The sequence below is a fragment of the Oceanisphaera submarina genome (genome assembly GCF_046521305.1).
Classification (GTDB): Bacteria; Pseudomonadota; Gammaproteobacteria; order Enterobacterales; family Aeromonadaceae; genus Oceanimonas; species Oceanimonas submarina.
In genome coordinates this window covers 140,397-161,369 of the sequence record NZ_JBKGFN010000010.1, presented here as the reverse complement: position 1 = coordinate 161,369, position 20,973 = coordinate 140,397, and the positions used below count along the sequence as shown (strand labels likewise).

The 20,973-nt window shown below is 56.8% G+C and carries 21 protein-coding genes; 11 read left to right on the top strand and 10 right to left on the bottom strand.

Annotation, left to right across the window (positions count from 1 at the left end):
* Positions 1 to 537: 537 nt before the first annotated feature.
* Positions 538 to 1,563, top strand: a complete 1,026-nt coding sequence (locus tag ACLEIV_RS11405; protein ID WP_410456765.1) for an IS110 family RNA-guided transposase — start codon at positions 538 to 540, stop codon at positions 1,561 to 1,563.
* Between the two features lie 268 nt (positions 1,564 to 1,831).
* Positions 1,832 to 2,239 (top strand): hypothetical protein, encoded by a 408-nt coding sequence (locus ACLEIV_RS11400; RefSeq protein WP_410456764.1) that lies wholly within the window; start codon positions 1,832 to 1,834, stop codon positions 2,237 to 2,239.
* A gap of 149 nt (positions 2,240 to 2,388) precedes the next feature.
* Here ACLEIV_RS11400 and ACLEIV_RS11395 read toward each other — a convergent pair whose 3' ends face one another.
* Complete coding sequence (locus tag ACLEIV_RS11395; RefSeq protein ID WP_410456763.1) at positions 2,389 to 3,585, bottom strand: IS4 family transposase; 1,197 nt, start codon at positions 3,583 to 3,585, stop codon at positions 2,389 to 2,391.
* Between the two features lie 188 nt (positions 3,586 to 3,773).
* Here ACLEIV_RS11395 and ACLEIV_RS11390 point away from each other — a divergent pair, with 188 nt between their 5' ends.
* The 3 genes from ACLEIV_RS11390 to ACLEIV_RS11380 all read left to right on the top strand — a co-directional run bounded on the left by ACLEIV_RS11390 (position 3,774) and on the right by ACLEIV_RS11380 (position 5,520).
* The gene (locus ACLEIV_RS11390; RefSeq protein ID WP_410456762.1) at positions 3,774 to 4,256 is read left to right on the top strand and encodes a GNAT family N-acetyltransferase; all 483 of its coding nucleotides are present in this window, start codon (positions 3,774 to 3,776) and stop codon (positions 4,254 to 4,256) included.
* An 86-nt stretch (positions 4,257 to 4,342) separates the two neighbouring features.
* Positions 4,343 to 4,684 (top strand): transposase, encoded by a 342-nt coding sequence (locus tag ACLEIV_RS11385; RefSeq protein WP_410456761.1) that lies wholly within the window; start codon positions 4,343 to 4,345, stop codon positions 4,682 to 4,684.
* Complete coding sequence (locus ACLEIV_RS11380; RefSeq protein ID WP_410456760.1) at positions 4,636 to 5,520, top strand: IS3 family transposase; 885 nt, start codon at positions 4,636 to 4,638, stop codon at positions 5,518 to 5,520. The genes ACLEIV_RS11385 and ACLEIV_RS11380 overlap by 49 nt, the downstream gene beginning before the upstream one ends.
* Before the next feature lie 199 nt (positions 5,521 to 5,719).
* Here ACLEIV_RS11380 and ACLEIV_RS11375 read toward each other — a convergent pair whose 3' ends face one another.
* The 3 genes from ACLEIV_RS11375 to ACLEIV_RS11365 all read right to left on the bottom strand — a co-directional run bounded on the left by ACLEIV_RS11375 (position 5,720) and on the right by ACLEIV_RS11365 (position 8,389).
* Entirely contained in the window at positions 5,720 to 6,190 is a 471-nt protein-coding gene (locus ACLEIV_RS11375) for a BamJ family beta-barrel-assembly machinery protein (RefSeq protein ID WP_410456759.1), read from the bottom strand.
* A gap of 209 nt (positions 6,191 to 6,399) precedes the next feature.
* Positions 6,400 to 7,728 (bottom strand): sensor histidine kinase, encoded by a 1,329-nt coding sequence (locus ACLEIV_RS11370; protein ID WP_410456758.1) that lies wholly within the window; start codon positions 7,726 to 7,728, stop codon positions 6,400 to 6,402.
* Positions 7,709 to 8,389: a winged helix-turn-helix domain-containing protein gene (locus ACLEIV_RS11365; protein WP_410456757.1), complete on the bottom strand. Its 681-nt coding sequence runs from the start codon at positions 8,387 to 8,389 to the stop codon at positions 7,709 to 7,711. The genes ACLEIV_RS11370 and ACLEIV_RS11365 overlap by 20 nt, the downstream gene beginning before the upstream one ends.
* 147 nt (positions 8,390 to 8,536) lie before the next feature.
* On the opposite strand from ACLEIV_RS11365, the gene ACLEIV_RS11360 reads away from it, so the two are divergent.
* Positions 8,537 to 9,010 carry a GlcG/HbpS family heme-binding protein gene (locus ACLEIV_RS11360; RefSeq protein ID WP_410456756.1) on the top strand — a complete coding sequence of 158 codons (474 nt, stop codon included), beginning with the start codon at positions 8,537 to 8,539 and terminating at the stop codon, positions 9,008 to 9,010.
* Positions 9,011 to 9,166: 156 nt separating this feature from the next.
* Here ACLEIV_RS11360 and ACLEIV_RS11355 read toward each other — a convergent pair whose 3' ends face one another.
* The gene (locus ACLEIV_RS11355; RefSeq protein WP_410456755.1) at positions 9,167 to 12,115 is read right to left on the bottom strand and encodes a bifunctional diguanylate cyclase/phosphodiesterase; all 2,949 of its coding nucleotides are present in this window, start codon (positions 12,113 to 12,115) and stop codon (positions 9,167 to 9,169) included.
* A 170-nt stretch (positions 12,116 to 12,285) separates the two neighbouring features.
* Here ACLEIV_RS11355 and ACLEIV_RS11350 point away from each other — a divergent pair, with 170 nt between their 5' ends.
* The gene (locus tag ACLEIV_RS11350) at positions 12,286 to 12,705 is read left to right on the top strand and encodes a YeeE/YedE family protein (RefSeq protein ID WP_410456754.1); all 420 of its coding nucleotides are present in this window, start codon (positions 12,286 to 12,288) and stop codon (positions 12,703 to 12,705) included.
* Positions 12,706 to 12,707: 2 nt separating this feature from the next.
* The gene (locus tag ACLEIV_RS11345; protein ID WP_410456753.1) at positions 12,708 to 13,127 is read left to right on the top strand and encodes a DUF6691 family protein; all 420 of its coding nucleotides are present in this window, start codon (positions 12,708 to 12,710) and stop codon (positions 13,125 to 13,127) included.
* A 107-nt stretch (positions 13,128 to 13,234) separates the two neighbouring features.
* On the opposite strand, the gene bcp is transcribed toward ACLEIV_RS11345, so the two are convergent.
* Together bcp and ACLEIV_RS11335 are read right to left on the bottom strand one after the other, a co-directional pair.
* Complete coding sequence (gene bcp, locus ACLEIV_RS11340; RefSeq protein ID WP_410456752.1) at positions 13,235 to 13,699, bottom strand: thioredoxin-dependent thiol peroxidase; 465 nt, start codon at positions 13,697 to 13,699, stop codon at positions 13,235 to 13,237.
* A 17-nt stretch (positions 13,700 to 13,716) separates the two neighbouring features.
* Positions 13,717 to 14,244, bottom strand: a complete 528-nt coding sequence (locus ACLEIV_RS11335) for a glycine cleavage system transcriptional repressor (protein ID WP_410456751.1) — start codon at positions 14,242 to 14,244, stop codon at positions 13,717 to 13,719.
* A gap of 130 nt (positions 14,245 to 14,374) precedes the next feature.
* Here ACLEIV_RS11335 and dapA point away from each other — a divergent pair, with 130 nt between their 5' ends.
* The 3 genes from dapA to ACLEIV_RS11320 all read left to right on the top strand — a co-directional run bounded on the left by dapA (position 14,375) and on the right by ACLEIV_RS11320 (position 18,677).
* Positions 14,375 to 15,262 carry a 4-hydroxy-tetrahydrodipicolinate synthase gene (dapA, locus tag ACLEIV_RS11330; RefSeq protein WP_410456750.1) on the top strand — a complete coding sequence of 296 codons (888 nt, stop codon included), beginning with the start codon at positions 14,375 to 14,377 and terminating at the stop codon, positions 15,260 to 15,262.
* Between the two features lie 4 nt (positions 15,263 to 15,266).
* Positions 15,267 to 16,262, top strand: coding sequence for an outer membrane protein assembly factor BamC (gene bamC / locus ACLEIV_RS11325; RefSeq protein WP_410456749.1), 996 nt, complete (start codon positions 15,267 to 15,269; stop codon positions 16,260 to 16,262).
* A 66-nt stretch (positions 16,263 to 16,328) separates the two neighbouring features.
* Positions 16,329 to 18,677, top strand: a complete 2,349-nt coding sequence (locus ACLEIV_RS11320) for a DNA polymerase II (RefSeq protein ID WP_410456748.1) — start codon at positions 16,329 to 16,331, stop codon at positions 18,675 to 18,677.
* Between the two features lie 241 nt (positions 18,678 to 18,918).
* On the opposite strand, the gene ACLEIV_RS11315 is transcribed toward ACLEIV_RS11320, so the two are convergent.
* Genes ACLEIV_RS11315 through dapE form a run of 3 tightly spaced genes read right to left on the bottom strand, consistent with a single transcriptional unit; the run spans position 18,919 to position 20,951 of the window.
* Complete coding sequence (locus ACLEIV_RS11315; RefSeq protein WP_410456747.1) at positions 18,919 to 19,146, bottom strand: hypothetical protein; 228 nt, start codon at positions 19,144 to 19,146, stop codon at positions 18,919 to 18,921.
* Between the two features lie 3 nt (positions 19,147 to 19,149).
* Positions 19,150 to 19,821, bottom strand: a complete 672-nt coding sequence (locus ACLEIV_RS11310) for a M15 family metallopeptidase (RefSeq protein ID WP_410456746.1) — start codon at positions 19,819 to 19,821, stop codon at positions 19,150 to 19,152.
* Entirely contained in the window at positions 19,818 to 20,951 is a 1,134-nt protein-coding gene (dapE, locus tag ACLEIV_RS11305; protein ID WP_410456745.1) for a succinyl-diaminopimelate desuccinylase, read from the bottom strand. The genes ACLEIV_RS11310 and dapE overlap by 4 nt, the downstream gene beginning before the upstream one ends.
* Positions 20,952 to 20,973 lie beyond the last annotated feature (22 nt).

Sequence of the window (20,973 nt, the reverse complement as noted above, 5' to 3'; positions counted from 1 at the left end):
AGTTCAGGCCGAGAATCGGTCTAATTTATTGTCCGGGATTAGTTGACCACTACAATATATCAAAAGCACATAACAAGCCGCTGCACGCTGACACATACTGCTACGCCTTTTTTTGTGTCTTTCGCTACGTTCCATTTTTAAACGAAAACGCTCTCCATAGCATATGCAGGTGAGCGGGGTGTTAGATAAGCGGTCGCCGAGTCGTTCGTGGTTTGTTTTCTTACGAGTCGCGCTGGGGCGGATCAGACATGGTCTTCGGCACTCATACACGGCATAGTGTTGCACATCTCCGAATCGCGTTCTCGCATCGTTTGTTGGCCGCTGTTATGGATCGCACAGAAGCATGGAGCAGTTATGGAACACCGTGAATGAGCAGCTTTCAATGTTGCCCTGATGTCGGTTTGAGATATGGCCTGTTCCAGGCGCAAGCGAGAAACACGTGCGGAGGGTTGTTCATCATCGCCCCATCTAATAAAAATAATGAAATGGACGCCCTCCTATACTGCTAGTTGGTTGTCATCAGGTGGAGGATGAATCATGGAACGGGTATCAATGATCGGTTTGGACCTTGCCAAAAACATCTTTCAGGTGCATGCCGTCGATAAACGTGGGCATTGTATCTTAAGAAAGTCATTACGCAGGGCGCAAGTTTCAGCCTTCTTCGCACAGTTACCAGCTTGTATTGTGGGCATGGAAGCATGTAGCAGCTCACATTACTGGGGGCGCGTGATAGCTTCTTACGGACATGAAGTGAAGCTCATTCCTCCCCAATACGTAAAGCCTTATGTGAAAACCAACAAGAATGATGCGGCAGATGCAGAAGCTATTTGTGAGGCAACATCTCGGCCGCATATGCGCTTCGTGGAGCTGAAGAGCCCTGAACAACAGAGCATCCTGCTGATCCATCGAGAACGCGATGGCTTAATGAAAGACCGTACGGCATTGATTAACCGTTTGCGTGCAACCTTAGGTGAATTCGGAATAGCCGTACCTTCCGGCCCCGCACGGCTTAAACAATGGTTTTGTGATAGCTATGGCATTGATGAGGTACTGTTGCCGGTGCTGATGCAGCGCCACATACAGCGAATGAGAGCTCGATGGGCTGAACTGGAATCTTGTATCGCGGAACTAGACAACGAAATCGATGAGCACGTAAAGCAGAATGAAGCCTGCAAGCGTTTGCTGGAAGTGCCTGGTATAGGGCGTTTAACGGCTTCAGCACTGGTTGCTTCCGTAGGTAATGCACTCGCATTCAAAAATGGCCGTCAGCTCTCAGTCTGGTTAGGCTTGGTGCCAAAACAGCATTCCAGTGGCGGGAAGACGGTACTGAGAGGTATCAGTAAGCGTGGTGATGGGTATTTACGCAGGATGTTGATTCATGGTGCACGAGCAGTATTGAGACATATAGGTACGAAGAGAAATGCTGTCAGCAACTGGTTACATGAGTTATCGACACGTGCGAACAGGAATGTCGTCATTGTAGCCATGGCGAATAAATTAGCACGGATTGCATGGGCGTTGTTGAATAAAGGGCAGCGTTATATGGAACCAGCTATTGGATAAAATGATAGAAACGCTCTGTCGTTTGCGTAGGCAAGACTCAATGATGACAAACAGGTAGAACCGTGATCGGAGCACGCTGTTCCTAACATCGTTCGTGTAGAGAACGCTAAAATGATTAGCATCCGATCAGCGGAATTCATCAGGGATAGAGGTAGATACCTCGTAAAAATCCGGATAGATGGCTGCAATACCTTTATGTCACTCAGATTTTTGCTTGCACAAAGCGGGGCGTCCATAGATGTTAGGTGTCATAGGAAAGGATTAGTGCATGGAACACGTTGATTTATTCCCGCTCTTACACAATAGGATGAATAAAGAAGATCAATCAGTTCCCGAATATATCGGTGAATTCGATGGAGTAGCTTCGTTGCCCAAAGGAGATTATCCAGCCATTTACTTTTGGGTTGATCGTGAAAATTCAAATAGTGTCAGGCTCTCCTTTAATACGCCAAAGCTTGAACACTGGTGTATGGAAGAGGCTGTAGCCAACGGCTTTAACGCAGACACGATCGAACCAAATGTAAAGCGAGCTCTGGTTACGTTGCAACAAGTTAGTACACCAGCTTTTGAAGCTATGATTGCAGAAATGCTAAATTCTGAACCTGGCTCGCCAAAACTCGAAACTTCACAAGCAGCAGGACCATTTGAACCTAAAAAATGGTGGCAGTTTTGGTGAAAAAAACACCTAACAAAGCGTTCAAGAGGGACAGTCAACGCGTGGCGACTTTGGCTCAAATTTTGGCAGTTGTGTTTACGGTGGTAAATTGAAGTTTGGTGGTGGCGCGTTGCTGCCCCTTAACGCGGCGCTGGAGGATCCCCTCATAATTAGCTGATCCCCGCGTGATGAGCCAGGCGCATTAACTCCAGTCTGGCCCAGTACAGCATCTGCTCGGTGATACGATAGTTTGGCCGCCTTCGGATTTCTTTACCGAGCCGGACCGATGACAGCACGGCCCTGTGACGAATGGTGTTGGCTTGAAAGTGACGCTGCCAACCCGCCTGCTGAGCGGCAAGACCGAACCACCACAGGATGATTTCAGCCAGCAAGGCGATGAGCAGCAGGATATCGTAGCGCCGTGGACAGCGGGTTCGGCTGTGCCGAAGACCAAATCCGTACTGAGGACTTTTCAGATCCCGGAATGATTCTTCTATCTGCATCCGCCGGGCGTAAAACCTCACCACCTGTGCCGCACTGAACAGCGCTGACGGAAGGTTGGTCGCCAGCAGCCAGGGCTCTTTGCTGCCTTTGAGATATTCTCTTTGTGCCGTGTGCTTGTTGCCCGAGCGAGCAGTGCGCCGATCTTTACGCCCCTTGGCATCGCTTTTATACAAGTACAGGTCGCAGCGAATGGGAGATTTTCTGGCCAGCTTTGCTGGCCCGATATAACGGGGTGTTTGGTTGGCATCTGAATACAGGGTTTTGTTTGAGCGCCACTGCTCCTGATCGGCTGGAGTAAAAGCCACATCACCGCGCACTCGTCCCAGCCAGTACCAGCCGTAGGAAGCCACTTCGCGAAACCAGGTATTGCGATAGCCTGCGTCGGTGACCAGTAAAGGTGTGGCCCCCGAGGGCAGGATGCTGGCCAGCTCACGCAAAAAACGGTTGTGACTGCGCGGCGAGTTGTCATCTTCCCAGGCAAATGCGCGCTCATAGAGCGTGATGGAACGGCCTTTGAGTACGATGGCTGCCCTGAGCGTCATATGCCGGAGTTGCTCACGAACATCAGACCAATCGATAAGGATGACCGGCATGGGGTTGAGCCCGCACAGGTTTCTTGCATGCCAGCGATACAGCGCCAACCGTTCGCGGTGCAGATGAGGGTTTCCCAGCAGGCGGTCGATCCGCTTGATGGAATGTTTAGCTGATACGGCACCATTAATGCTGCGACCCAGTGCGGTCAGCGACAGTGTGTCTCCCTCCAGCAAGGCTGAGGTGGCCACCATGAGTGAGGTCAGTCGCTTTTTATGAATTTCAGGGCACTGTTGTGCCAGCAATTCTTGTAGGATATGAACATCGCGCATCCTGCACTCTCCTCATCGGGACGTTGAGAACTAATGTGTTTTTGGCGAAATTCATTAGATCAAACGGCAGGATGCGCGTCTACCTCTCTGATTCAGAAGAGAATTATGAGGGGATTCGCTAGTTGGCGGCGTTATGTGAAAAGAGCAACACTTGTAGCAATTAAGACATAAGTAATTTGGAGTAGTGTGTGAAATTTATTATCGAAGAAATCCAGCAAACAGATGATCAAGCTATTTGCCAAATAATAAAAGATGTCGGCGTCGAGTACGGTGCAATTGGTGAAGGTTTTGGTCCTTCAGACGATGAAGTTTTGACAATGAGTAAATTTTATAACAAACGCTCAAAAAGCATGTACTTTGTCGCGAAAATCGATGATGTCGTTGTAGGTGGCTGTGGTATTGCACCTTTCAACGATAGCTATGAAGTCTGTGAATTGAAAAAGTTATTTTTACTACCAGATAGCAGAGGCTTAGGTATTGGCCGAAAGTTAACAGAGAAATGCCTTGATTTTGCACAAAGTCAAGACTTTAAAAGTTGTTATCTTGATACACTTCAGGTTATGAATTCAGCTATTTTGTTGTACGAGTCTATTGGTTTTCAACATTTAGACAAGCCTCTTGCTGGAAGTGAACATGGTGGTTGTGATGTTTGGATGTTGAAGCATCTGTAAGTCTTTTCACATAACAAATTGTTCAAGAGGGATTTGGATCTCACCCGCTTTAACGGACACACCTCGATAACGTAGAAAGGTGAGCCATGCCAGCTTACAAAACAGGAAAGCGAACCCAGCAGTACAGCAACGACTTCAAGATAAAAGCCGTCCTCTGGAGCCATGAAGAACACCGGAGTGTGAAGGAAGTTGCCGAAGCACTGGACATCCATCCCTTCATGTTGTCTCGTTGGCGCAAGGAGTATCGAGAAGGAAAATTCGGCATGACCATACATCGTAAAACCCCGGTGCCCGAAGGGAAGCTGCAAGAGCAGGATGAGCTGAAGCGCCTGAAACGGCGGGTCGCCGAGCTTGAGATGGAGAACGATATTCTAAAAAAGTGGCAACGTTTCCAGGCGGAGGAACGGCGCAAAAGTACCGATTCATAAAGCATCATCAGGCATCATTGCCGGTCAGGCAGCTTTGCACCAGGCTCAAGGTGTCGCGCAGTGGGTACTATGACTGGCTCAAGCGACAGCCAAGCCAGCGGCAGCAACAGGATGATGCGCTATTGCTTGATATCCATCGTATTCACGCGGCCTCAAAGTCACGTTATGGCAGCCCCAAAGTTCACAGAGCCCTCCGCCAGGAAGGCATTCGTGTTGGGGGTAAGCGCGTGGCACGACTGATGCGGGAAGCCGGACTCAAGGCCAGAGTGGAATGTGTTTATCGACGCATGCACAAACGTCGGGCAGAGCTGAAGGTGCTGCCCAACTACCGATTGGAGGAAAGCAAACCGACGGGGCCCAATCAGCAATGGTCAAGTGACGTCACCTACATCCGTCTGGGCCGCCGCCATGTCTTTCTGGCGGTGATAGTTGATTTGTGGTCACGTAAAATCGTGGGCTGGGCACTGAGTGACAGACTTAACGCTCGATTGTCGACTACGGCGTTATATCGGGCGCTGAAACAGAGAAAACCACGACCTGGGTTACTGCTGCATACCGACCGGGGCATAGAGTTCCGCGCCTTGGTGATGCAGCGCTGGTTGACCAGATATGGCATTCGCCACAGTATGAACCGGCCAGGTAGATGTACCGATAATGCGGAAGTGGAATCGTTCTTCAAGACATTAAAAGCCGAGCTTATCCATGGCAGCTACTTCGGTTCACTCGAATCGTTGAGAAAGCAGGTGGATTATTACATCCGGCATTATTACAACAGGGTGCGGCTGCACAGTAGTCTCGATTATGTATCTCCGATACAGTACGAAAAAGCTGCTTAACAATAACGTGTCCGTTTTATCGGGTGAACATCAATTGTAGTTCCCCCGTTTTAGTAGACCCCTCGAACTAACAAAGTCGAGGGGTCATATGCCCTTTACTATTACGCTAGTCGTACAGCGAGCAGGGCATTTTTGTTGTGTGGAGTGGATCGCTGTTCTCGTCAATGCTTGCGCATTACCGAGAGGGGATGCTATTCAATTATTGAATTTCCAAAAGCTCTACTTCAAAAATCAGCAAGGAACCCGGTTTTATGGCCCCGGCCGGGCTGTTGCCGTAGGCCAGTTTGGAGGGGATGAAAAATTTGAACTTGTCACCCACTACCATCAGTTGTACTCCTTCGGTCCATCCTCTTATCACTCGGTTCAGAGGGAAGCTGATCGGCTCGCCACGATCCACAGAACTGTCGAATACGGTGCCGTCCAGTAAGGTGCCGTGATAATGTACTGTGACCGTGGAGCTGGCGCCGGGGTGAACCGTGCCTTCGCCTTTGGTTAATATCTGATACTGCAGGCCGGAGGCGGTTTCCTGTACATCATCGTTGGTTTTGTTTTGGGCTAAAAACTCGTTTGCTGCCGCGATGTTTTCAACCGCCGCCTTTTTATGATTTGAATTTCTGATGATGTAAAAGCCCACGACCAGAATGACGACCGCCAAAATGAAAAATTTCATTACTTATCCTGCTGATGTTGAGATGTTTGCATTCTATCACTCGATGCTTTTCGAGGTAACACCAATTCCATTAAGCATTTGATCATATTGACGATTCTTCTTGAACACCGACTCTCCCGCAGACGGCGCCAACAGGTCACGCCGGAACCTCAAGGAGGACAAAGGGATTGATATGGTAATCACAAAAAACGAATGTTCATGGGGCAGTATCAACTGCCCGGAAAACGGCATTCGATGCGGGCGCCGCGCCGGTCCGACTCGACGGTGATGCGGGCGCGGTGGTTGTCGAGTATCGCCTTGACCAGTGTCAACCCCAAACCATGGCCGGGGCTCTGCCGGCTGTTGTCGGCCCGGTACAGCCGTTCGAACACATGGGGCAGATCGGCCGGGTCGATGCCGATGCCCGAGTCGATAATCCGGACCCGAATATCGGCCCCTTGCCGCCGTGCCTGCAGCCGGATATTGCCCCCCGCCGGCGTGTATTTGAGTGCATTGTCGAGCAGGTTGGCGAAGGCCTGGCGCAGGGCCTGGGCATCGCCCCGCAGCCGAAGATCGCGGTCGATGTCGGTGGTCAGTTGTACGTTCTTGTCTTCGGCGGCCATGTCGTAGAGATCGACCGTATCCCGCAGAATGTCATCCAGTTCGCAGTCGCTTTCGTGGGCGGGATCCAGCCCCTGCTCGGCGGCGGTAATGGCCAGCAGATAGCCGAGCAGGGCCTCCATGCGCTGGTTTTCTTCGGCGCAGTCGAGCAGGCTTTCCCGCCACTGAGCGGTATCGTCGGTCGACAGCGCCTGCTCCAGGCTGAGCCGTTGGCGGGTGAGGGGAGTACGCAGGTCGTGGGCGGCACTGTCCAGCGCGTGGCGCAGGCCGCAAACCAGCCGATGAATCCGGCTCATCTGCTGGTTGAACAACAGGGTCAGCCGACCCAGCTCGCTGCGGGGAGAGGCGGTAAGCGGCACAGGCTGTTCCAGCCCGTCGCGCTGCAGGCCGGCCACGCGCAGGATCAGGCCCTGAATAGGCCGCAGTGTGCTGTGGGTCAGCCAGGCCACCAGCAGCAGGCTGAACAGCAGCATGGGCAGTATCAGTTGCAGCATGGTCAGCCGGTAGCGGGCCAGATCCTGCTGCCGTGGCCCGGCATCAAGTGCAATGTGCAGCCGGTGGTCGCCGATAACCATCTGTTGGCTCCAGCTGCCATCGTCCAGCAGCCCAACACGCTGTTCGGGCAGCGGCGAGCCCGCCACAAACAATCGGCGGCCGTCGGGGGCGTCGAAGCGCAGCCGATAGTGACTGAGCTGCAGAAACTCCCGATCCCGGTGCAATACATGCAGCAATTTGTCGGGGCCGGCGTCCTGTCCGACTCTGTGATAATTGTCCATCAGGGTGCTCACCAGCTGTTGGTCTTTCTCCAGCAGGCGCTTGCCCAGCAGCTGATCTCCGGCCAGCAGCAGGCCACCGGTAACCAGGGTCATCAGCAGCAGATACCAGAGGGTGAGGATCCAGCCGGTGGCGAAACGGGGTTCAGTCGATACGCAGGACATAGCCGACTCCTCGCAGGGTATGCAGCAGTTTTTGTGAGTGACCCTTGTCGATCTTGTTGCGCAAGCGGCAGATCAGCACATCGACAACGTTGGTCTGGGGATCGAAACGGTAGTCCCATACCTGCTCCAGGATCTGGCTGCGAGACAGCACCCGGCCCTGATGACGCAGCAACAATTCCAGCAACACATATTCCCGTGGTTGCAGCTGAAGCCGTTGGCCGGCACGGCTGGCCTGCTTGCCCAGCGGGTCCAGGGTCAGGTCGGCCAGTTGCAGGGGGTGTTCCGGTGGATGCGGGGGCGTGCTGCTGCGGCGCAGCAGCACCTCGACCCGGGCCAGCAGCTCGCTGAAGGCAAAGGGTTTGGTCAGGTAGTCGTCTCCCCCCAGGCGCAGTCCCTGTACCCGGTCATCTACCGAGCGGCGGGCACTCAGCATCAGGATGGGAAAGCTCATGCCCTGGCCGCGCCATTGCTGCACCAGGCTGAGGCCGTCCTGGCCGGGCAGCATGATATCGACGATGGCGAGGGCGGGGGCCTGCTCCCGAGCCGCCAGCGCCGCTTCTTCCGCCCGAATACAATGCCGTATCCGGTAGCCCTGCTCAGCCAGCCCGCGATGGATAAAATCGGCAATTTTGGCGTCGTCTTCCACCAGCAACAGTTCCATTGGTGCTTCTCGTCATTCATTGATAAGCCGATATTGTAACAGTGACGCGGGGGCCTGCCTGCCCCGCTTTCATTCTGTAATGAAACGGCAATGCAGCGGCACAGGGGAATGGCTATAGTGACCGGGACATTTACCACGGAGAGAAAAATGATGAAAAAATATCTGGCGTTACTGGCCCTGGCCAGCCTGGGGATTCAGGCGCAGACCGTCAACACCACTGTGCTCAGTACCGACACCGCCCAGCAGCTGGTGACCGAAGGCCTCAAGCAATGTGCCAAAGACGGTTACCACGTAACGGTGGCGGTGGTAGACCGTTCCGGCGTGCTCAAGGCGCTGGCTCGTGATGAGCTGGCGGGGCCGCACACCATAGAAAGTGCGCGCAAGAAAGCCTATACCGCTGCTTCTCTGGGCAAGTCTACCGCCGAATATGCTAACCTCATCGCCGAAAAACCGAACCTGGCCGGATTGCGGGATATGCATCCGGATATTTTGATGCTGGGCGGCGGGCTGCCGGTGCGTATCGGCGATCAGCTGGTGGGCGGTATCGGTATCGGTGGTGCCCCGGGCGGCCATCTGGATCAGGCCTGCGCCGAGGCGGCCATCAAGGCGGTGTTGAAGTAACAGCCGCCGGCACAAGATGAGGATAATCATAAGGGCTCCGGAGTGCTGATCAGCCTCAAGGGCCTTTGTTGTCATTCCCGCGGGGGCGGGGATCCGGTGCGACATGCCATGGATCTCCGCCTTCGCGGAGATGACAGCTGCTGAAGGGCGGTGTCGTTACTGCTCTGCCAGCCAGCGCAGTAACTCGGCTTCCGGCATGGGTCTGGCCCGCAGATACCCCTGATAGGCCGGGCAGTTCAGCTCGGCCAGGGTAGCCAGTTGCGATTCGGTTTCGACCCCTTCTGCCACCACGCTCATTTGCAGTGTGCGGGCCAGCTCCAGCAGACAGGCGATGATGGCCCTGTCTTGTGGTCGCTGATCTATGTATTGAATAAAAGCGCGATCCAGCTTCAGTTCATCTACCGGTAGCTCCCTGAGATAGGCGAAGGAAGAATAGCCGGTGCCGAAGTCGTCGATGGACAAGCCCACCCCCAGCGCCTTTATTTGTGCCATGCGGCTACGGCTTTCATGCAGGCTTTCCAGTATCACTCCTTCGGTCATTTCCAGTGTCAGCCGGTGGCGGCAGGCCGGAAACTGCTGCAACAAGAGTGATAGCCGGGAGACAAAATCCACGCTATGAAAGTGGCGGGCACTGATGTTGACCGAGACCCGGCCTGTCTGGTGTCCCTGCTCTTGCCAGTACTGAATGCGGTCACACGTCTGTTGCAACACCCAGTCACCGATATCGCAGATAAGCGAGGTTTCTTCCGCCACCGGGATAAATATACCGGGAGAGATGGGTTTCTTGCCCGGCGGCAGCCAGCGCAGCAGTACCTCGAGACCCTGCGGCCGATTGTCTTTTACCCGTTGCTGGGGTTGGAAATACAGCTCCAGTTCATGGTTGGTCAGCGCCTGTTGCAGGGCGTTTGAAATGCTTAACCGCTCCTGTACCTCGTCGGCCATTTCCTGGCTGAAAAACACATGACTGCCGGGGGCCACGTGCTTGGCGATATGATTAGCGGTGTCGGCCTGGCGCATATACTCTTCCAGCCCGAGCCCAGCTACCGGAAACAGGCTGATGCCGACACTGGCACTCAGATGCAGACGCAGGTTGGCGAGACGGAACGGCAGTAAAAACTGTTCGCGCAGGCCGCGGGCCAGCTGTTTGGCCTGGGTCTTCGCCTGGGTATAACCATGACCCAGATCCGGGCACAGCAAAACAAATTCGTCACTGGCAATTCGTGCCAGGCTGGCACCTTCCACTTGCCTGGCAAAGGCGGTTAGTCGCTCGGCCACCTGTTGCAGCAGGCTGTCACCGGTAGCATAACCGAGCGAATCGTTGATGTTCTTGAAATCATCGAGGTCGAGCAGCAGCAGGGCGCCCCGGCTGTCATTCTGCTCTGCCCGGGTGACGGTGTCGGCGATATGCTCCATCATGGAACGGCGATTGTGTAGCCCGGTCAGTTCATCAAAATAGGCCATTTTCTCGATGCGTTCCTTATCGGCCTTCTGCCCGGAGAGATCTTCTACACAGCACACATAATGCATGATGCCCAGGCCATCCCTTACCTGACTGATGCGGATACTGACAGGTATTTCCCGACCATCGGCACGCAGCAGACGCTGTTCCCCTTGCCATTGATGCTGCTGTCCCATGGCATGAAATATGGTTTCTACCGTGGGGCTATCAGGGTCTTCGACCCTCAGGCTCAGGGCCTGACGGCCGGTCAGCTGTTCGCATTCATAACCGCTGAGGTGGGAAAATGCCCGGTTGGCGCGCTGGATCTGCATTTGACTGTCGGTGATAAACAGCCCTTCCTGGGCATCGAAGGCCGCCGCCGCCACCATTAATGCTTCCTGATCCCGCCGGCGTAATAACTCGTCTCTTACTCTGTTTTCCAGTTGCTCCAGCAGGTTCTGCAGGGCGACGGCCTGGGTCTGCGGTTGTTTGAACAACAAGGCCAATATACCGATGGGATGCCGATCCGGGCCTTTTATCGACAAGCCGATATAGGCCTGTATGCCTTTTTCCTGCAGCATCAGATCGGCAGGAAACTGCTCGGCGACACGGTTGTGATAAACGCAGATTTTTCGCGTCGGCTCGATACTGAAATGACAGGGGCCACCGGCCAGCTGATAGCTGAACGGTGGCTGCAGCCGGTCGTCCATATAGCAGGACAGTACCCGTACCTTGTCCTGCCGGTAATGCTGCAGTCCCACCAGGGCGATATCGGCCCCGCACAGGGTGGCCAGCTGTTGCATCAGCTGGTTGAAAAAGTCTTGTCCGGTATGACGCGACAACACCGGGGTCAGGTGGCCGATATTGATCTCTGATACGGGCTCTGGCTCGGCGGGTGCGGAGATTAATGCAGCCAGGCGGGCGGCAATCACCGAGACAAACTGCATGTCCGACGGCGTGACCGGCGACCGCTGCCGACGGCATTCCAGGCTGAGCAGCCCTACTATCGTCTTGTCGATCATCAGGGGAATATCGAGCCGGTGCTGGATGCCGTCTTCTGACAGATAAGCAAAGGCGCCGAGCAGGGGTTGCTGGCTACAATGGCTGTAACTCAAGCCTCCTCGTTGTTGCAGGGTACGCAGGTAACGGCGTTCGGCCTTGACCGGCTGCAGCGAAAAGGGCAGCCCTTGACTGTACAAGGGGCGCAGCACTTCTTCTGTCGGATAGTAACGCCACAATATCACCCGGTCGGCCTCCTGCCGGCCGATAAGGATGTCCATCAGCATCGGCATCTGGGCCGCCAGTGACAAGGGCTCTTTATCCCAGCATTGCTGAAGCTGCCATTCCATCAGGCCCAGCCCATCGTCATGCCGGGTCTGACCCATCTCGGCACTGAGCAGCCAGTGGCTGTTTTCGATCGGGGCCAGATGGCATAGCCAGCGTCGGCCTTCTATGGTCAGACCAATACGGAAAGCACTTCCTGTTGCAGACTGCCGTTCCAGCTGGCGACGGTCGTTATCATCAATCTGGCTGAGCAGCGATCGCTTGGCATCGGGCAGGCGAATATCATCGGCGGGAAGTGCCGTCAGCGGCGTGAGATAAAACTGCGGATCCAGCCTGAAAAAACAAAGATGATGCCGTGGACGGCTTACTGCTGGCAACTGCATGGTGCTGATGTTCCTTGTGAGTACACGCTTGCCGAATGGCACTCATCTTGACGGCAGAGCAGGGCGATGTAAATAACGGAGCACAAATAGGTAACACCAAAATATTAGGCATTGCTAATGAATTGGTTTCTTATATCATTAGTAGTGTCTAATTTAAATGGAGTGGCCTGATGACCATAGTGAACGTCACCCCCTGGACGGCTTTGTCTGGAGGAGTGCTGATCGGCGCCGGTGCCCTGCTGTTACTGCTGGCCGGCGGCCGTACCGCCGGCATTAGCGGTATCGTGGCCGGTATCGGCGGTCAGCCGGATAAAGGCTGGCGCCTTGCCTTCGTGGCCGGGCTGGTACTGATGCCCTTTCTCTTGTTCGGATCGGATTGGGTGACGGCTCCGTCACTGGAGCGTTTTCCCGCTGCCAGGCTGATACTGGCCGGCTTGTTGGTCGGCATCGGTGCCCGGCTCGGTAACGGCTGCACCAGCGGCCATGGCATCTGCGGCATGGGCCGACTGTCGAGGCGGTCCCTGGTGGCGACGTTGATATTCATGGCCGCCGGTATCATGACCGTGACCCTGATGGGAGTGGGAGCATAAGCATGTTGATACTGATTGCGTTGATATCGGGTGGATTGTTTGGACTTGGGCTGGTGATTTCCGGCTTGATCGATCCGGCCAAGGTGCAGGGGTTTCTCAACCTGTTCGGCGACTGGGATCCCAGCCTGGCGCTGGTGATGGGCGGGGCGCTGGCGGTGTTTGCCCCCGGCTACTGGCTGTGGTGTCGGCAAGGTCGCAGCCAGTGCGCTCTGGGCACCAAGCTGCCCAGGGTGCCGGCGCCGCTCATCGACAAACGACTGGTAGTGGGGGCTCTACTGTTCGGTATCGGTTGGGGGCTGACGGGCATCTGCCCGGGGCCTGCCCTGGCGCTGGGTGCCAGCCTGCAATGGCAGGCCGGGCTTTTCATCGCCGCCATGCTGGCCGGTTTCTGGCTGGTGGGACGGTTCAACAAGCCGTCCTGACATAGACTGTTTCGCCGGGTTTAAAGAAGCAACAGGGTTGCCTCCTCCGACACGCTTCAAGTACATCCTTGTCATGTGCCGGTCGGTTGATTGGATGAGGTTGGAGATTAGCCGTTCAGGTAATCCATCACCACCCGATGGTGATCCTTGGTCTTGAACTTGTCGAACACCTTGGTTACGGTGCCGGACTCGTCAATCAGAAAGCTGATGCGATGAATGCCGTCGTATTCCTTGCCCATGAACTTCTTCAGACCCCAGACCCCGAAGGCGTCGGCCACGGCGTGATCTTCATCCGACAAGAGGGTAAAGTTCAGCGCGTCTTTTTCTTCAAATTTCTTCAGTCGGGCCACAGGGTCCGGGCTGATGCCCAGCACCACCACATTGCGTTCGGCAAGTTCGGCCCGGCTGTCGCGCAGGCCGCAGGCCTGTACCTTGCAGCCCGGCGTCATCGCCTTGGGATAAAAATACACCAGGACTTTCTTGCCGCTGAAGTCGGCCAGACTGACCGGCTTGTCGTTCTGATCGTGCAGGGTAAAAGAGGGGGCGGGGTTTCCAGCGGGTAAATAGGTCATCGACGGACTCCGTGAGATTATTTGCGTTTGAGACGAAGGCTGTGTCGCTCGCATTCCAGCTCGCGACATAAGCGAATGACGGTGTCTTCGGCTTCACCGTCGGTCAGTTGCTCGGGCAGATTAAGCTGAAAATGCGCCTGAAACTTGCCGGACTCTCTGCCGGCCAGGGTCTGGCTCTGCATGGCCTGAATATCCCAGCCGCAGTCGCTGAAAAACTGGGTGCAGCGATTGACGATGCCGGGCCGGTCGGTCACCACCAGTTCTACATCGGCGCTCAGGGCATAGCTCGGCTGGCTCAGCACCTGGGTGCGCTTCATCATGGTGATCAGCGCCTGGCTCTGGCCGAACAGTGGCAGTGTGGTCTCGAGCCGGGTTATCTGGTTCCAGCTGCCGGACAGCAACAGGATAAAGGTGAACTCGTTGCCGAAGATGCCGAGGCGGCTGTCGACGATATTGCAGCCGCAATCGGTGACCTGGCGTGCCACTTCGTTCACGATGCCGGCTCTGTTTTCACCGATGGCGGTGACCACAAGATGATGCGTCATCTGGCTATCCGAAAGGTCTGTTAAGAGGGGCGCCATAGTAGCACAAATTGCAAGGGGCTCCAGCGCCTCTCTTGTATTCCGAAGGGGCCGCCACTACCATAGCCGGACTTGATACTTAACGGAATTTACTATGTTCAGCGGTAGCATAGTGGCACTGATCACGCCAATGACGGTGGCGGGCGAAGTCGATATCGGCAGCCTGAAGCGGCTGGTCGATTATCATGTGGCCAGCGGTACGGCGGCAATTGCCGCCATGGGCACCACCGGCGAGTCGCCCACCCTGAGCACCGACGAGCATCTTGATGTGGTGCGGCGAGTGATTGAATATGCGGACGCTCGTATTCCGGTGATCGGCGGCTGTGGGTCCAACAACACCCGTCAGGCCATTCGTCTGAGCCAGGCGATGGCAGAGATGGGGGCGGCGGCGGGCCTGTCGGTCACGCCCTATTACAACAAACCCTCTCAGACCGGTCTGCTGGCCCACTACAGGGCCATCACCGATGCCTGCGATTTGCCGCAGCTCCTCTACAATGTGCCCGGCCGTACCGGCTGCGATTTGCTGCCGGAAACCGCAGGGCGACTGGCGGAGCTCGAGCCGGTTATCGGCATCAAGGATGCCAGCGGATGTCTCGATCGGGTCAGCGAACTCAAGCGTTGTTGCGGTGACGATTTTCTGTTGTTCAGTGGTGATGATCATCTGGCGCTCGACTTTGTCCGTCTGGGTGGCCATGGCGTTATCTCGGTGACCGCCAACGCGGCGGCCGCCGAGATGGCCGGGCTGTTTCGGGCGGCGCTGGCCGGCGACTGGGCGCAGGCAGAAGTGATCAACCGGCGCCTGTTGCCACTGCATCAGCATTTGTTTTGTGATACCAATCCCATACCGGTGAAGTGGGCTTGTGCCGAACTCGGGCTCATCGACACCTCAATGCCGCGTTTGCCCTTGATCCCCCTGGACGCTTCGGGGCAGGAACAGGTAAGGGAAGCGTTACTTAAAGCGGAGTTAACAGCGCGTGGATAAATCTTTGAATTCAAAAAAAATGATAATGGGCCTGCTGGCCATGAGTGTGCTGGCCGGCTGCAGTAATCCCGAAACCCGTGCGCAGGCTAATCGGGGCTTTGATTACGAAGACGCCAAACTGAGAACGACCCCATTGCTGATCCCGGCCGGGCTGGAAACACCGGATTTCAACAGCGAATACGTGATTCCGGCCCCCACAGAAGGGTCTATCGGTGGTGTGACCGGCAAGGCGGTGGATGTTCGTCCTCCCACCCAGGTACTGCCGCTGGTGCGCGGCACCGAAGCCATGGACAGCGGCAGCGGCCTCTGGTTTTACCAGCAACGGCTGGATCAGCCGCTGGAGCAGGAGCTGAGTCAGGCGCTGACGGCTTTCTTCGAGGGGCAAAAGGCCGAGTTCAGTCAGTCAGCTCAGGGCTGGCGCAGCGATGGCCGGGCCATCGGCAGCGAACAACAGCAATTCAGCTGGCAACTGGTGCCGGATGCGGTTCGCCGGGCGGTGGCGGTGCAGGTGAGCGTCGAGGGCGGTGAGACCCAGCTGACCCAGGACCGGCAACGGGCGGAAGCGGCCATGCTGAATGCCTTTTCGCTGTCTTATCAGCGTGAGTTGACCAAACAGCAGAACCTGCTCGACCGCAGCCCCATCACGCTGACCCTGGATCAGGTTGAAGGCCGCTTGCTGACCGACGAAGGCTACGACAGAAGTTGGAAACGACTGGTTACCCTGTTGCCGCAACTCGGCTTCGAGCTGACCAACCGCCAGCAGGCACTGGGCTATGCTGATGTGGAATTCGATGGCCTGAGCAAAGGCAAGTGGCACGATCTGGGCCTGCCGGCGCTGGATATTCCCGAACAGGAATATCGCATCCAGCTCGGCGACCTGGGCGAACAGAGCAGCATTACCCTGAGCGACAAGAACAAGGTGCCTGTGTCTGCCGAGATCCTGAGCCAGCTGGCGCGCACCCTGGGCGATGCCTTTCAGCGCACCGATCTGATCCGCTAAGCTCTGACAAGCTTTGCCCTACATGACAGGCCCCGTATTGACGGGGCCTTTTAGTATAATGCCGTCATGACCGACATCGAACAGGGTTTTATCCTGACCCGTCACAGCCGTGACCGGGACGGCAGTACCGACATCATCTACTGGCTCTGTACCGCACAGGGCCCGGTGCGCCTGCTGCTGTCCGGCGAGCGGCCGTTGCTGATGGTGCCTACCGAACGACGAGAGGCGGTGGCACAGTGTCTGGCACGCTCCGGTATCGGCCATCAGTGGGCCGAGCCCGGCCTGCAGACCCTGGAGCATCAGCCGGTGGCGGTACTCTATTTTACGACCATCGCCGATCACCGGGCGGCCGCCGAGTGCTTGCGTCGCGACGGCATCGGCGTGTTTGAAGACGATCTGCGCTTGCACGAACGTTTTCTGCTCAGTCGTTTTATCCGTGGCTCGGTGGACTTTATCGGACAGTCGAGGCCGGCCGCCGGTTATCGGCAGTTCAGGAGGGTCAGGCTCAAGCCCGGCGACTGGAGCCCGCGGTTTCGGGTGCTGTCTCTCGACATAGAATGTTCGGCACGGGGCGAGCTCTATTCCATCGGCCTCTATGGCGATGAGCTGGCGCGGGTCTTGATGATAGGCCAGCCGGAGCCGGCGGACACCGACATTCGCTGGGTAGCGGACGAGCCGGCGCTGCTGCAGGCACTGGAGCAGGAGCTGAACGGTCATGATCCCGATATCATCATCGGCTGGAACCTGGTCGGCTTCGACTTTAGATTGTTGCTGAAGCGGGCCGCGCTGCATGGCCTGCGCTTACGGCTGGGGCGGGGCGGTGAGTCGGCCTTTCTGCGGGAGTCGACCTACACCGGACAGGTGTTTCTGACCTTGCCGGGGCGGGTGGCGATAGACGGTATCGACGCGCTCAAGACCGCCTGTTACCAGTTCGACAGCTTCAGCCTGGAGTCGGTGTCTCGCCAGTTACTGGGCCGGGGCAAGCAGACCGAAGATGTGGAGCACCGACTGGCGGCCATCACCCGGGATTTTCGCCACAACAAACCGAAACTCGCCGCCTACAACCTGGAAGACTGCCGGCTGGTGTGGGACATTTTCGGGCACACCCGGTTGCTCGACTTTCTGCGACTGCGCAGTCAGCTCACCGGGCTGGAGCTGGACAGGGTTGGCGGCTCGGCGGCGGCCTTTACCCAGGTCTATCTGCCGCACCTGCATCGGGCCGGTTTTGTGGCACCCAACCTGCCCGCCGGTGGCGGCCTGGCCAGCCCCGGCGGCTACGTGATGGACTCGCGTCCCGGACTCTATCGCCATGTGCTGGTACTGGACTTCAAGAGCCTGTATCCGGCCATTATTCGCACCTTCAAGATAGACCCGCTGGGGCTGGTGTTGGGGCTGCAGGAAGAGGGTGCCATCCCCGGTTTTCGTGGTGCGCGTTTTTCCCGGCAACGGCATTTTCTGCCGGCCATCATAGAGCGGCTGTGGCAGGAGCGGGATCAGGCCAAGCGCGAACGGGATGCGGCCCGTTCCCAGGCAATCAAGATACTGATGAATTCCTTCTACGGCGTGCTCGGCTCCGGCGGCTGCCGCTTCTACGATACCCGATTGGCGTCCTCCATTACCCTGCGTGGCCACGAGATCATGCAGCAGACTGCTCGCTGGATCGAAGCCGAAAGCCACGAGGTGATCTATGGCGACACCGATTCTGTGTTTGTGCTGCTGAGCGGCGATTACGACGAAGAGACGGCCAGCCGGGAGGGGCAGCGTCTGGCCACCCTGATGACGGCGCAGTGGCGGCAACAGCTGGCGACGGAGCTGCAGCTGGAAAGCTTTCTTGAATTGCAGTTCGAACGCTATTTTGCCCGTTTTCTGATGCCGACCATTCGCGGACAGGAGCAGGGCTCGAAGAAGCGTTATGCGGGTTTGAGTGTCAGTAACGGCGTCAATGAGCTGGTGTTTAAGGGGCTGGAAACGGTGCGCTCCGACTGGACGCCACTGGCGCAACAGTTTCAGACCGAGCTGTACCGGCTGGTATTCGATGATCTGGATCCGAGCGATTTTATTCGTGAGACACTGGCGCAGACCCTGGCCGGGGAGCGGGATGCAGATCTGGTGTATCGCAAACGCTTGCGTCGCCCGCTGGCCCAGTATGTGAAGTCTCAGCCGCCGCAGGTACGGGCGGCACGCCTGGCGGACGAACACAATGCCCGGCGAGGCGTGCCGCTACGTTATCAGCAGAAGGGGGTGATCCGTTATCTGATCACGGTGAACGGGCCCGAGCCGCTGGAATACCGGCACTCGGCCATCGATTATCAGCATTATGTCGATCGCCAGCTCAAGCCGGTGGCCGACGCCATACTGCCCTTCGCAGGCCTGAGCTTCGACGCCCTGTGTGGACAGCAACTCGGTTTGTTTTGATTGGTTGTTGGCTAAGCAGATCCCTTTATCCTCCTTGGTGCTGCAGGGTTGCCTGTTGGCACCGCCTTCGGGCAACTCGGTGTTCAAGGAGAGGTAACAGAGCACGGCTCCCACGACCGTGACATGCCAGGGTGGCATGTCCGAGTTGACAGGGATGTACTCGTAGCGTGTCGTGGGAGGCGGCTGTGTTGCCTCTGAACATGGGGTTTGAAAAATGCTCAGATCTTTATTCAAACCGGTATTAATCTTTGTTCTTGTCGTCCCCTTTCTTTTCGTCGTCGGCATGGTATTCGCCGGGAGGCACGCCCCAGTTGTCTTTTTTGCCTTCTTCGGTATCCCAGTCTTTCAGGTTCATCTTGTCGCGGTTTTTCTTGACCGACCTTTCAATCTGCTTGGTGTCTTTGAGGGCGCCGACAAAGAGGCCGACGACAAACAATAACGGCAGGGCAATCCAGAGCCAGGTGCTCATGGCTTAATCCTCGGTGGTGGTGATATAACGGGCGAAAATCTCGTCCAGTAGTTTAAGGATATGCTCTTTTCCCGCTACTGGCTGTAGCCGCAGGGCATCGGCCACCAGAGGGCGGGTCAGCTGGCCGGCGCAATCTTTGGCCAGCGGCCGGTAACTCAGGTGCCAGGGCTCGACGGCGACGCCACCGCCGTCCTGCGTAAAGGGTAGATAAAAGCCGAAGTTGGCCATGTTGGCTGTCAGCCACCGGCTGAGCGGATAAAAATAACCGTCCGGCTCATATTCCCAGGGTTCGAGTTGCAGCTTTTTCCCCGGGGGCAGCAGGGTCGGATCGTAAATATCCAGATCCGTGCCCCAGTGGTGGCGGCTGGTGCCGGGCAGCGCGCTCCAGTGCAATATGGCGTGCACGCGTTCGGGTTCGCTCAGGGCCAGGGCATCCAGCGGCCGGCTGTCGGCATCCAGTAGTGGCCTGTTGCCCTCGAACTTGCCGTTCCAGATGGCCAGCTGGCGCTCGAAACTGCGAAAGCTGGAGGCCGGCATCAATTGAAAACCGGCCTCGGCCGCGGCCGCCTGCATGGCCACAAAGGCGTCTCTGGCCTCGGCCTGCAGCCGGTGTCCCGGCTCGTTCAGCGCCACCAGATGGGCGTCACTCAGGCCAAGCAGGCAGAGCGGGTTCATGCCAGCAGGCGCTCCAGAATGCCTTCATACATGTCGGTGAGCAGTTCCAGATCGGCAATTTTCACACATTCGTTGAGCTTGTGAATGGTGGCGTTAACCGGACCGAGCTCGATAACCTGGGCGCCGGTCTGGGCGATAAAACGACCGTCCGAGGTACCCCCCGTGGTCAGCAGGGCCGGTTCCTGATGCTTGACCGCCTTGATGGCGTCTACGGTCGCCTGTACCAGATCACCCTTGTCGGTCAGGAAGGGCTTGCCGTTGAGCAGCCAGTCGATGTGGTAGTGCAGGCCGTGGGCGTCGAGCAGGCTGTGTACGCGGGCCTTGATGGTGTCTTCGTTCAGCTCGGTGCTGAAGCGGAAGTTGAACTGTACCTTGAACTCGCCCGGAATCACGTTGGAAGCGCCGGTGCCGGCCTGCACGTTGGCAATCTGGAAGCTGGTAGGCGGGAAGAATTCGTTGCCGTGGTCCCATACCGTCTTGGCCAGCTCGGTCAGGGCCGGGGCCGCCTTGTGTACCGGGTTGTCGGCCAGGTGCGGGTAGGCTACGTGGCCCTGAATGCCTTTGACGGTGAGATCACCGGTAAGAGAGCCGCGGCGGCCGTTCTTGACCACGTCACCCACTTCATTGGTGGAGGAGGGCTCGCCCACCAGGCACCAGGTGATTTTTTCGTTGCGGGCTTCCAGGGTGTCGATTACCCGGGTGGTGCCGTTGATGAAGGGACCTTCTTCATCGCTGGTGATCAGGAAGGCGATGGAGCCCTTGTGATCCGGGTTCTGGGCAATAAAACGCTCGGTGGCGACGACCATGGCGGCCAGTGAGCCCTTCATGTCGGCCGCCCCCCGGCCGTGCAGGTAACCGTCGATATCGGTGGCCTCGAACGGCGGCGTGTGCCACTGGTCGAGCGGGCCTGGCGGCACTACGTCGGTATGGCCGGCAAAGCAGAACAGCGGACCTTCGCTGCCCCGACGGGCCCAGAGGTTGGTGGTGTCTTCAAACACCATGGTTTCCAGTTCGAAACCCAGTGCTTTGAGACGAGCGCCCATCAGCTCCTGACAGCCTTCGTCTTCGGGGGTCACGGAGGGGCGGTTGATCAGGTCCCGGGTCAGGGTCAGCACGGCAGAGTCAGTCATTCTAATCCTTGATTATTTATTG

What these genes read in the sequence shown, in the direction of transcription:
- ACLEIV_RS11400 (WP_410456764.1), top strand. Translation starts at nt 1,832, where the DNA reads ATGGAACACGTTGATTTATTCCCGCTCTTACACAATAGGATGAATAAA.
- dapE (WP_410456745.1), bottom strand. Translation starts at nt 20,951, where the DNA reads ATGACTGACTCTGCCGTGCTGACCCTGACCCGGGACCTGATCAACCGC.
- ACLEIV_RS11335 (WP_410456751.1), bottom strand. Translation starts at nt 14,244, where the DNA reads ATGACGCATCATCTTGTGGTCACCGCCATCGGTGAAAACAGAGCCGGC.
- ACLEIV_RS11315 (WP_410456747.1), bottom strand. Translation starts at nt 19,146, where the DNA reads ATGAGCACCTGGCTCTGGATTGCCCTGCCGTTATTGTTTGTCGTCGGC.
- ACLEIV_RS11395 (WP_410456763.1), bottom strand. Translation starts at nt 3,585, where the DNA reads ATGCGCGATGTTCATATCCTACAAGAATTGCTGGCACAACAGTGCCCT.
- ACLEIV_RS11360 (WP_410456756.1), top strand. Translation starts at nt 8,537, where the DNA reads ATGATGAAAAAATATCTGGCGTTACTGGCCCTGGCCAGCCTGGGGATT.
- ACLEIV_RS11365 (WP_410456757.1), bottom strand. Translation starts at nt 8,389, where the DNA reads ATGGAACTGTTGCTGGTGGAAGACGACGCCAAAATTGCCGATTTTATC.
- ACLEIV_RS11405 (WP_410456765.1), top strand. Translation starts at nt 538, where the DNA reads ATGGAACGGGTATCAATGATCGGTTTGGACCTTGCCAAAAACATCTTT.
- bcp (WP_410456752.1), bottom strand. Translation starts at nt 13,699, where the DNA reads ATGACCTATTTACCCGCTGGAAACCCCGCCCCCTCTTTTACCCTGCAC.
- dapA (WP_410456750.1), top strand. Translation starts at nt 14,375, where the DNA reads ATGTTCAGCGGTAGCATAGTGGCACTGATCACGCCAATGACGGTGGCG.
- ACLEIV_RS11310 (WP_410456746.1), bottom strand. Translation starts at nt 19,821, where the DNA reads ATGAACCCGCTCTGCCTGCTTGGCCTGAGTGACGCCCATCTGGTGGCG.
- ACLEIV_RS11345 (WP_410456753.1), top strand. Translation starts at nt 12,708, where the DNA reads ATGTTGATACTGATTGCGTTGATATCGGGTGGATTGTTTGGACTTGGG.
- ACLEIV_RS11385 (WP_410456761.1), top strand. Translation starts at nt 4,343, where the DNA reads ATGCCAGCTTACAAAACAGGAAAGCGAACCCAGCAGTACAGCAACGAC.
- ACLEIV_RS11355 (WP_410456755.1), bottom strand. Translation starts at nt 12,115, where the DNA reads ATGCAGTTGCCAGCAGTAAGCCGTCCACGGCATCATCTTTGTTTTTTC.
- ACLEIV_RS11370 (WP_410456758.1), bottom strand. Translation starts at nt 7,728, where the DNA reads ATGTCCTGCGTATCGACTGAACCCCGTTTCGCCACCGGCTGGATCCTC.
- ACLEIV_RS11350 (WP_410456754.1), top strand. Translation starts at nt 12,286, where the DNA reads ATGACCATAGTGAACGTCACCCCCTGGACGGCTTTGTCTGGAGGAGTG.
- ACLEIV_RS11320 (WP_410456748.1), top strand. Translation starts at nt 16,329, where the DNA reads ATGACCGACATCGAACAGGGTTTTATCCTGACCCGTCACAGCCGTGAC.
- ACLEIV_RS11375 (WP_410456759.1), bottom strand. Translation starts at nt 6,190, where the DNA reads ATGAAATTTTTCATTTTGGCGGTCGTCATTCTGGTCGTGGGCTTTTAC.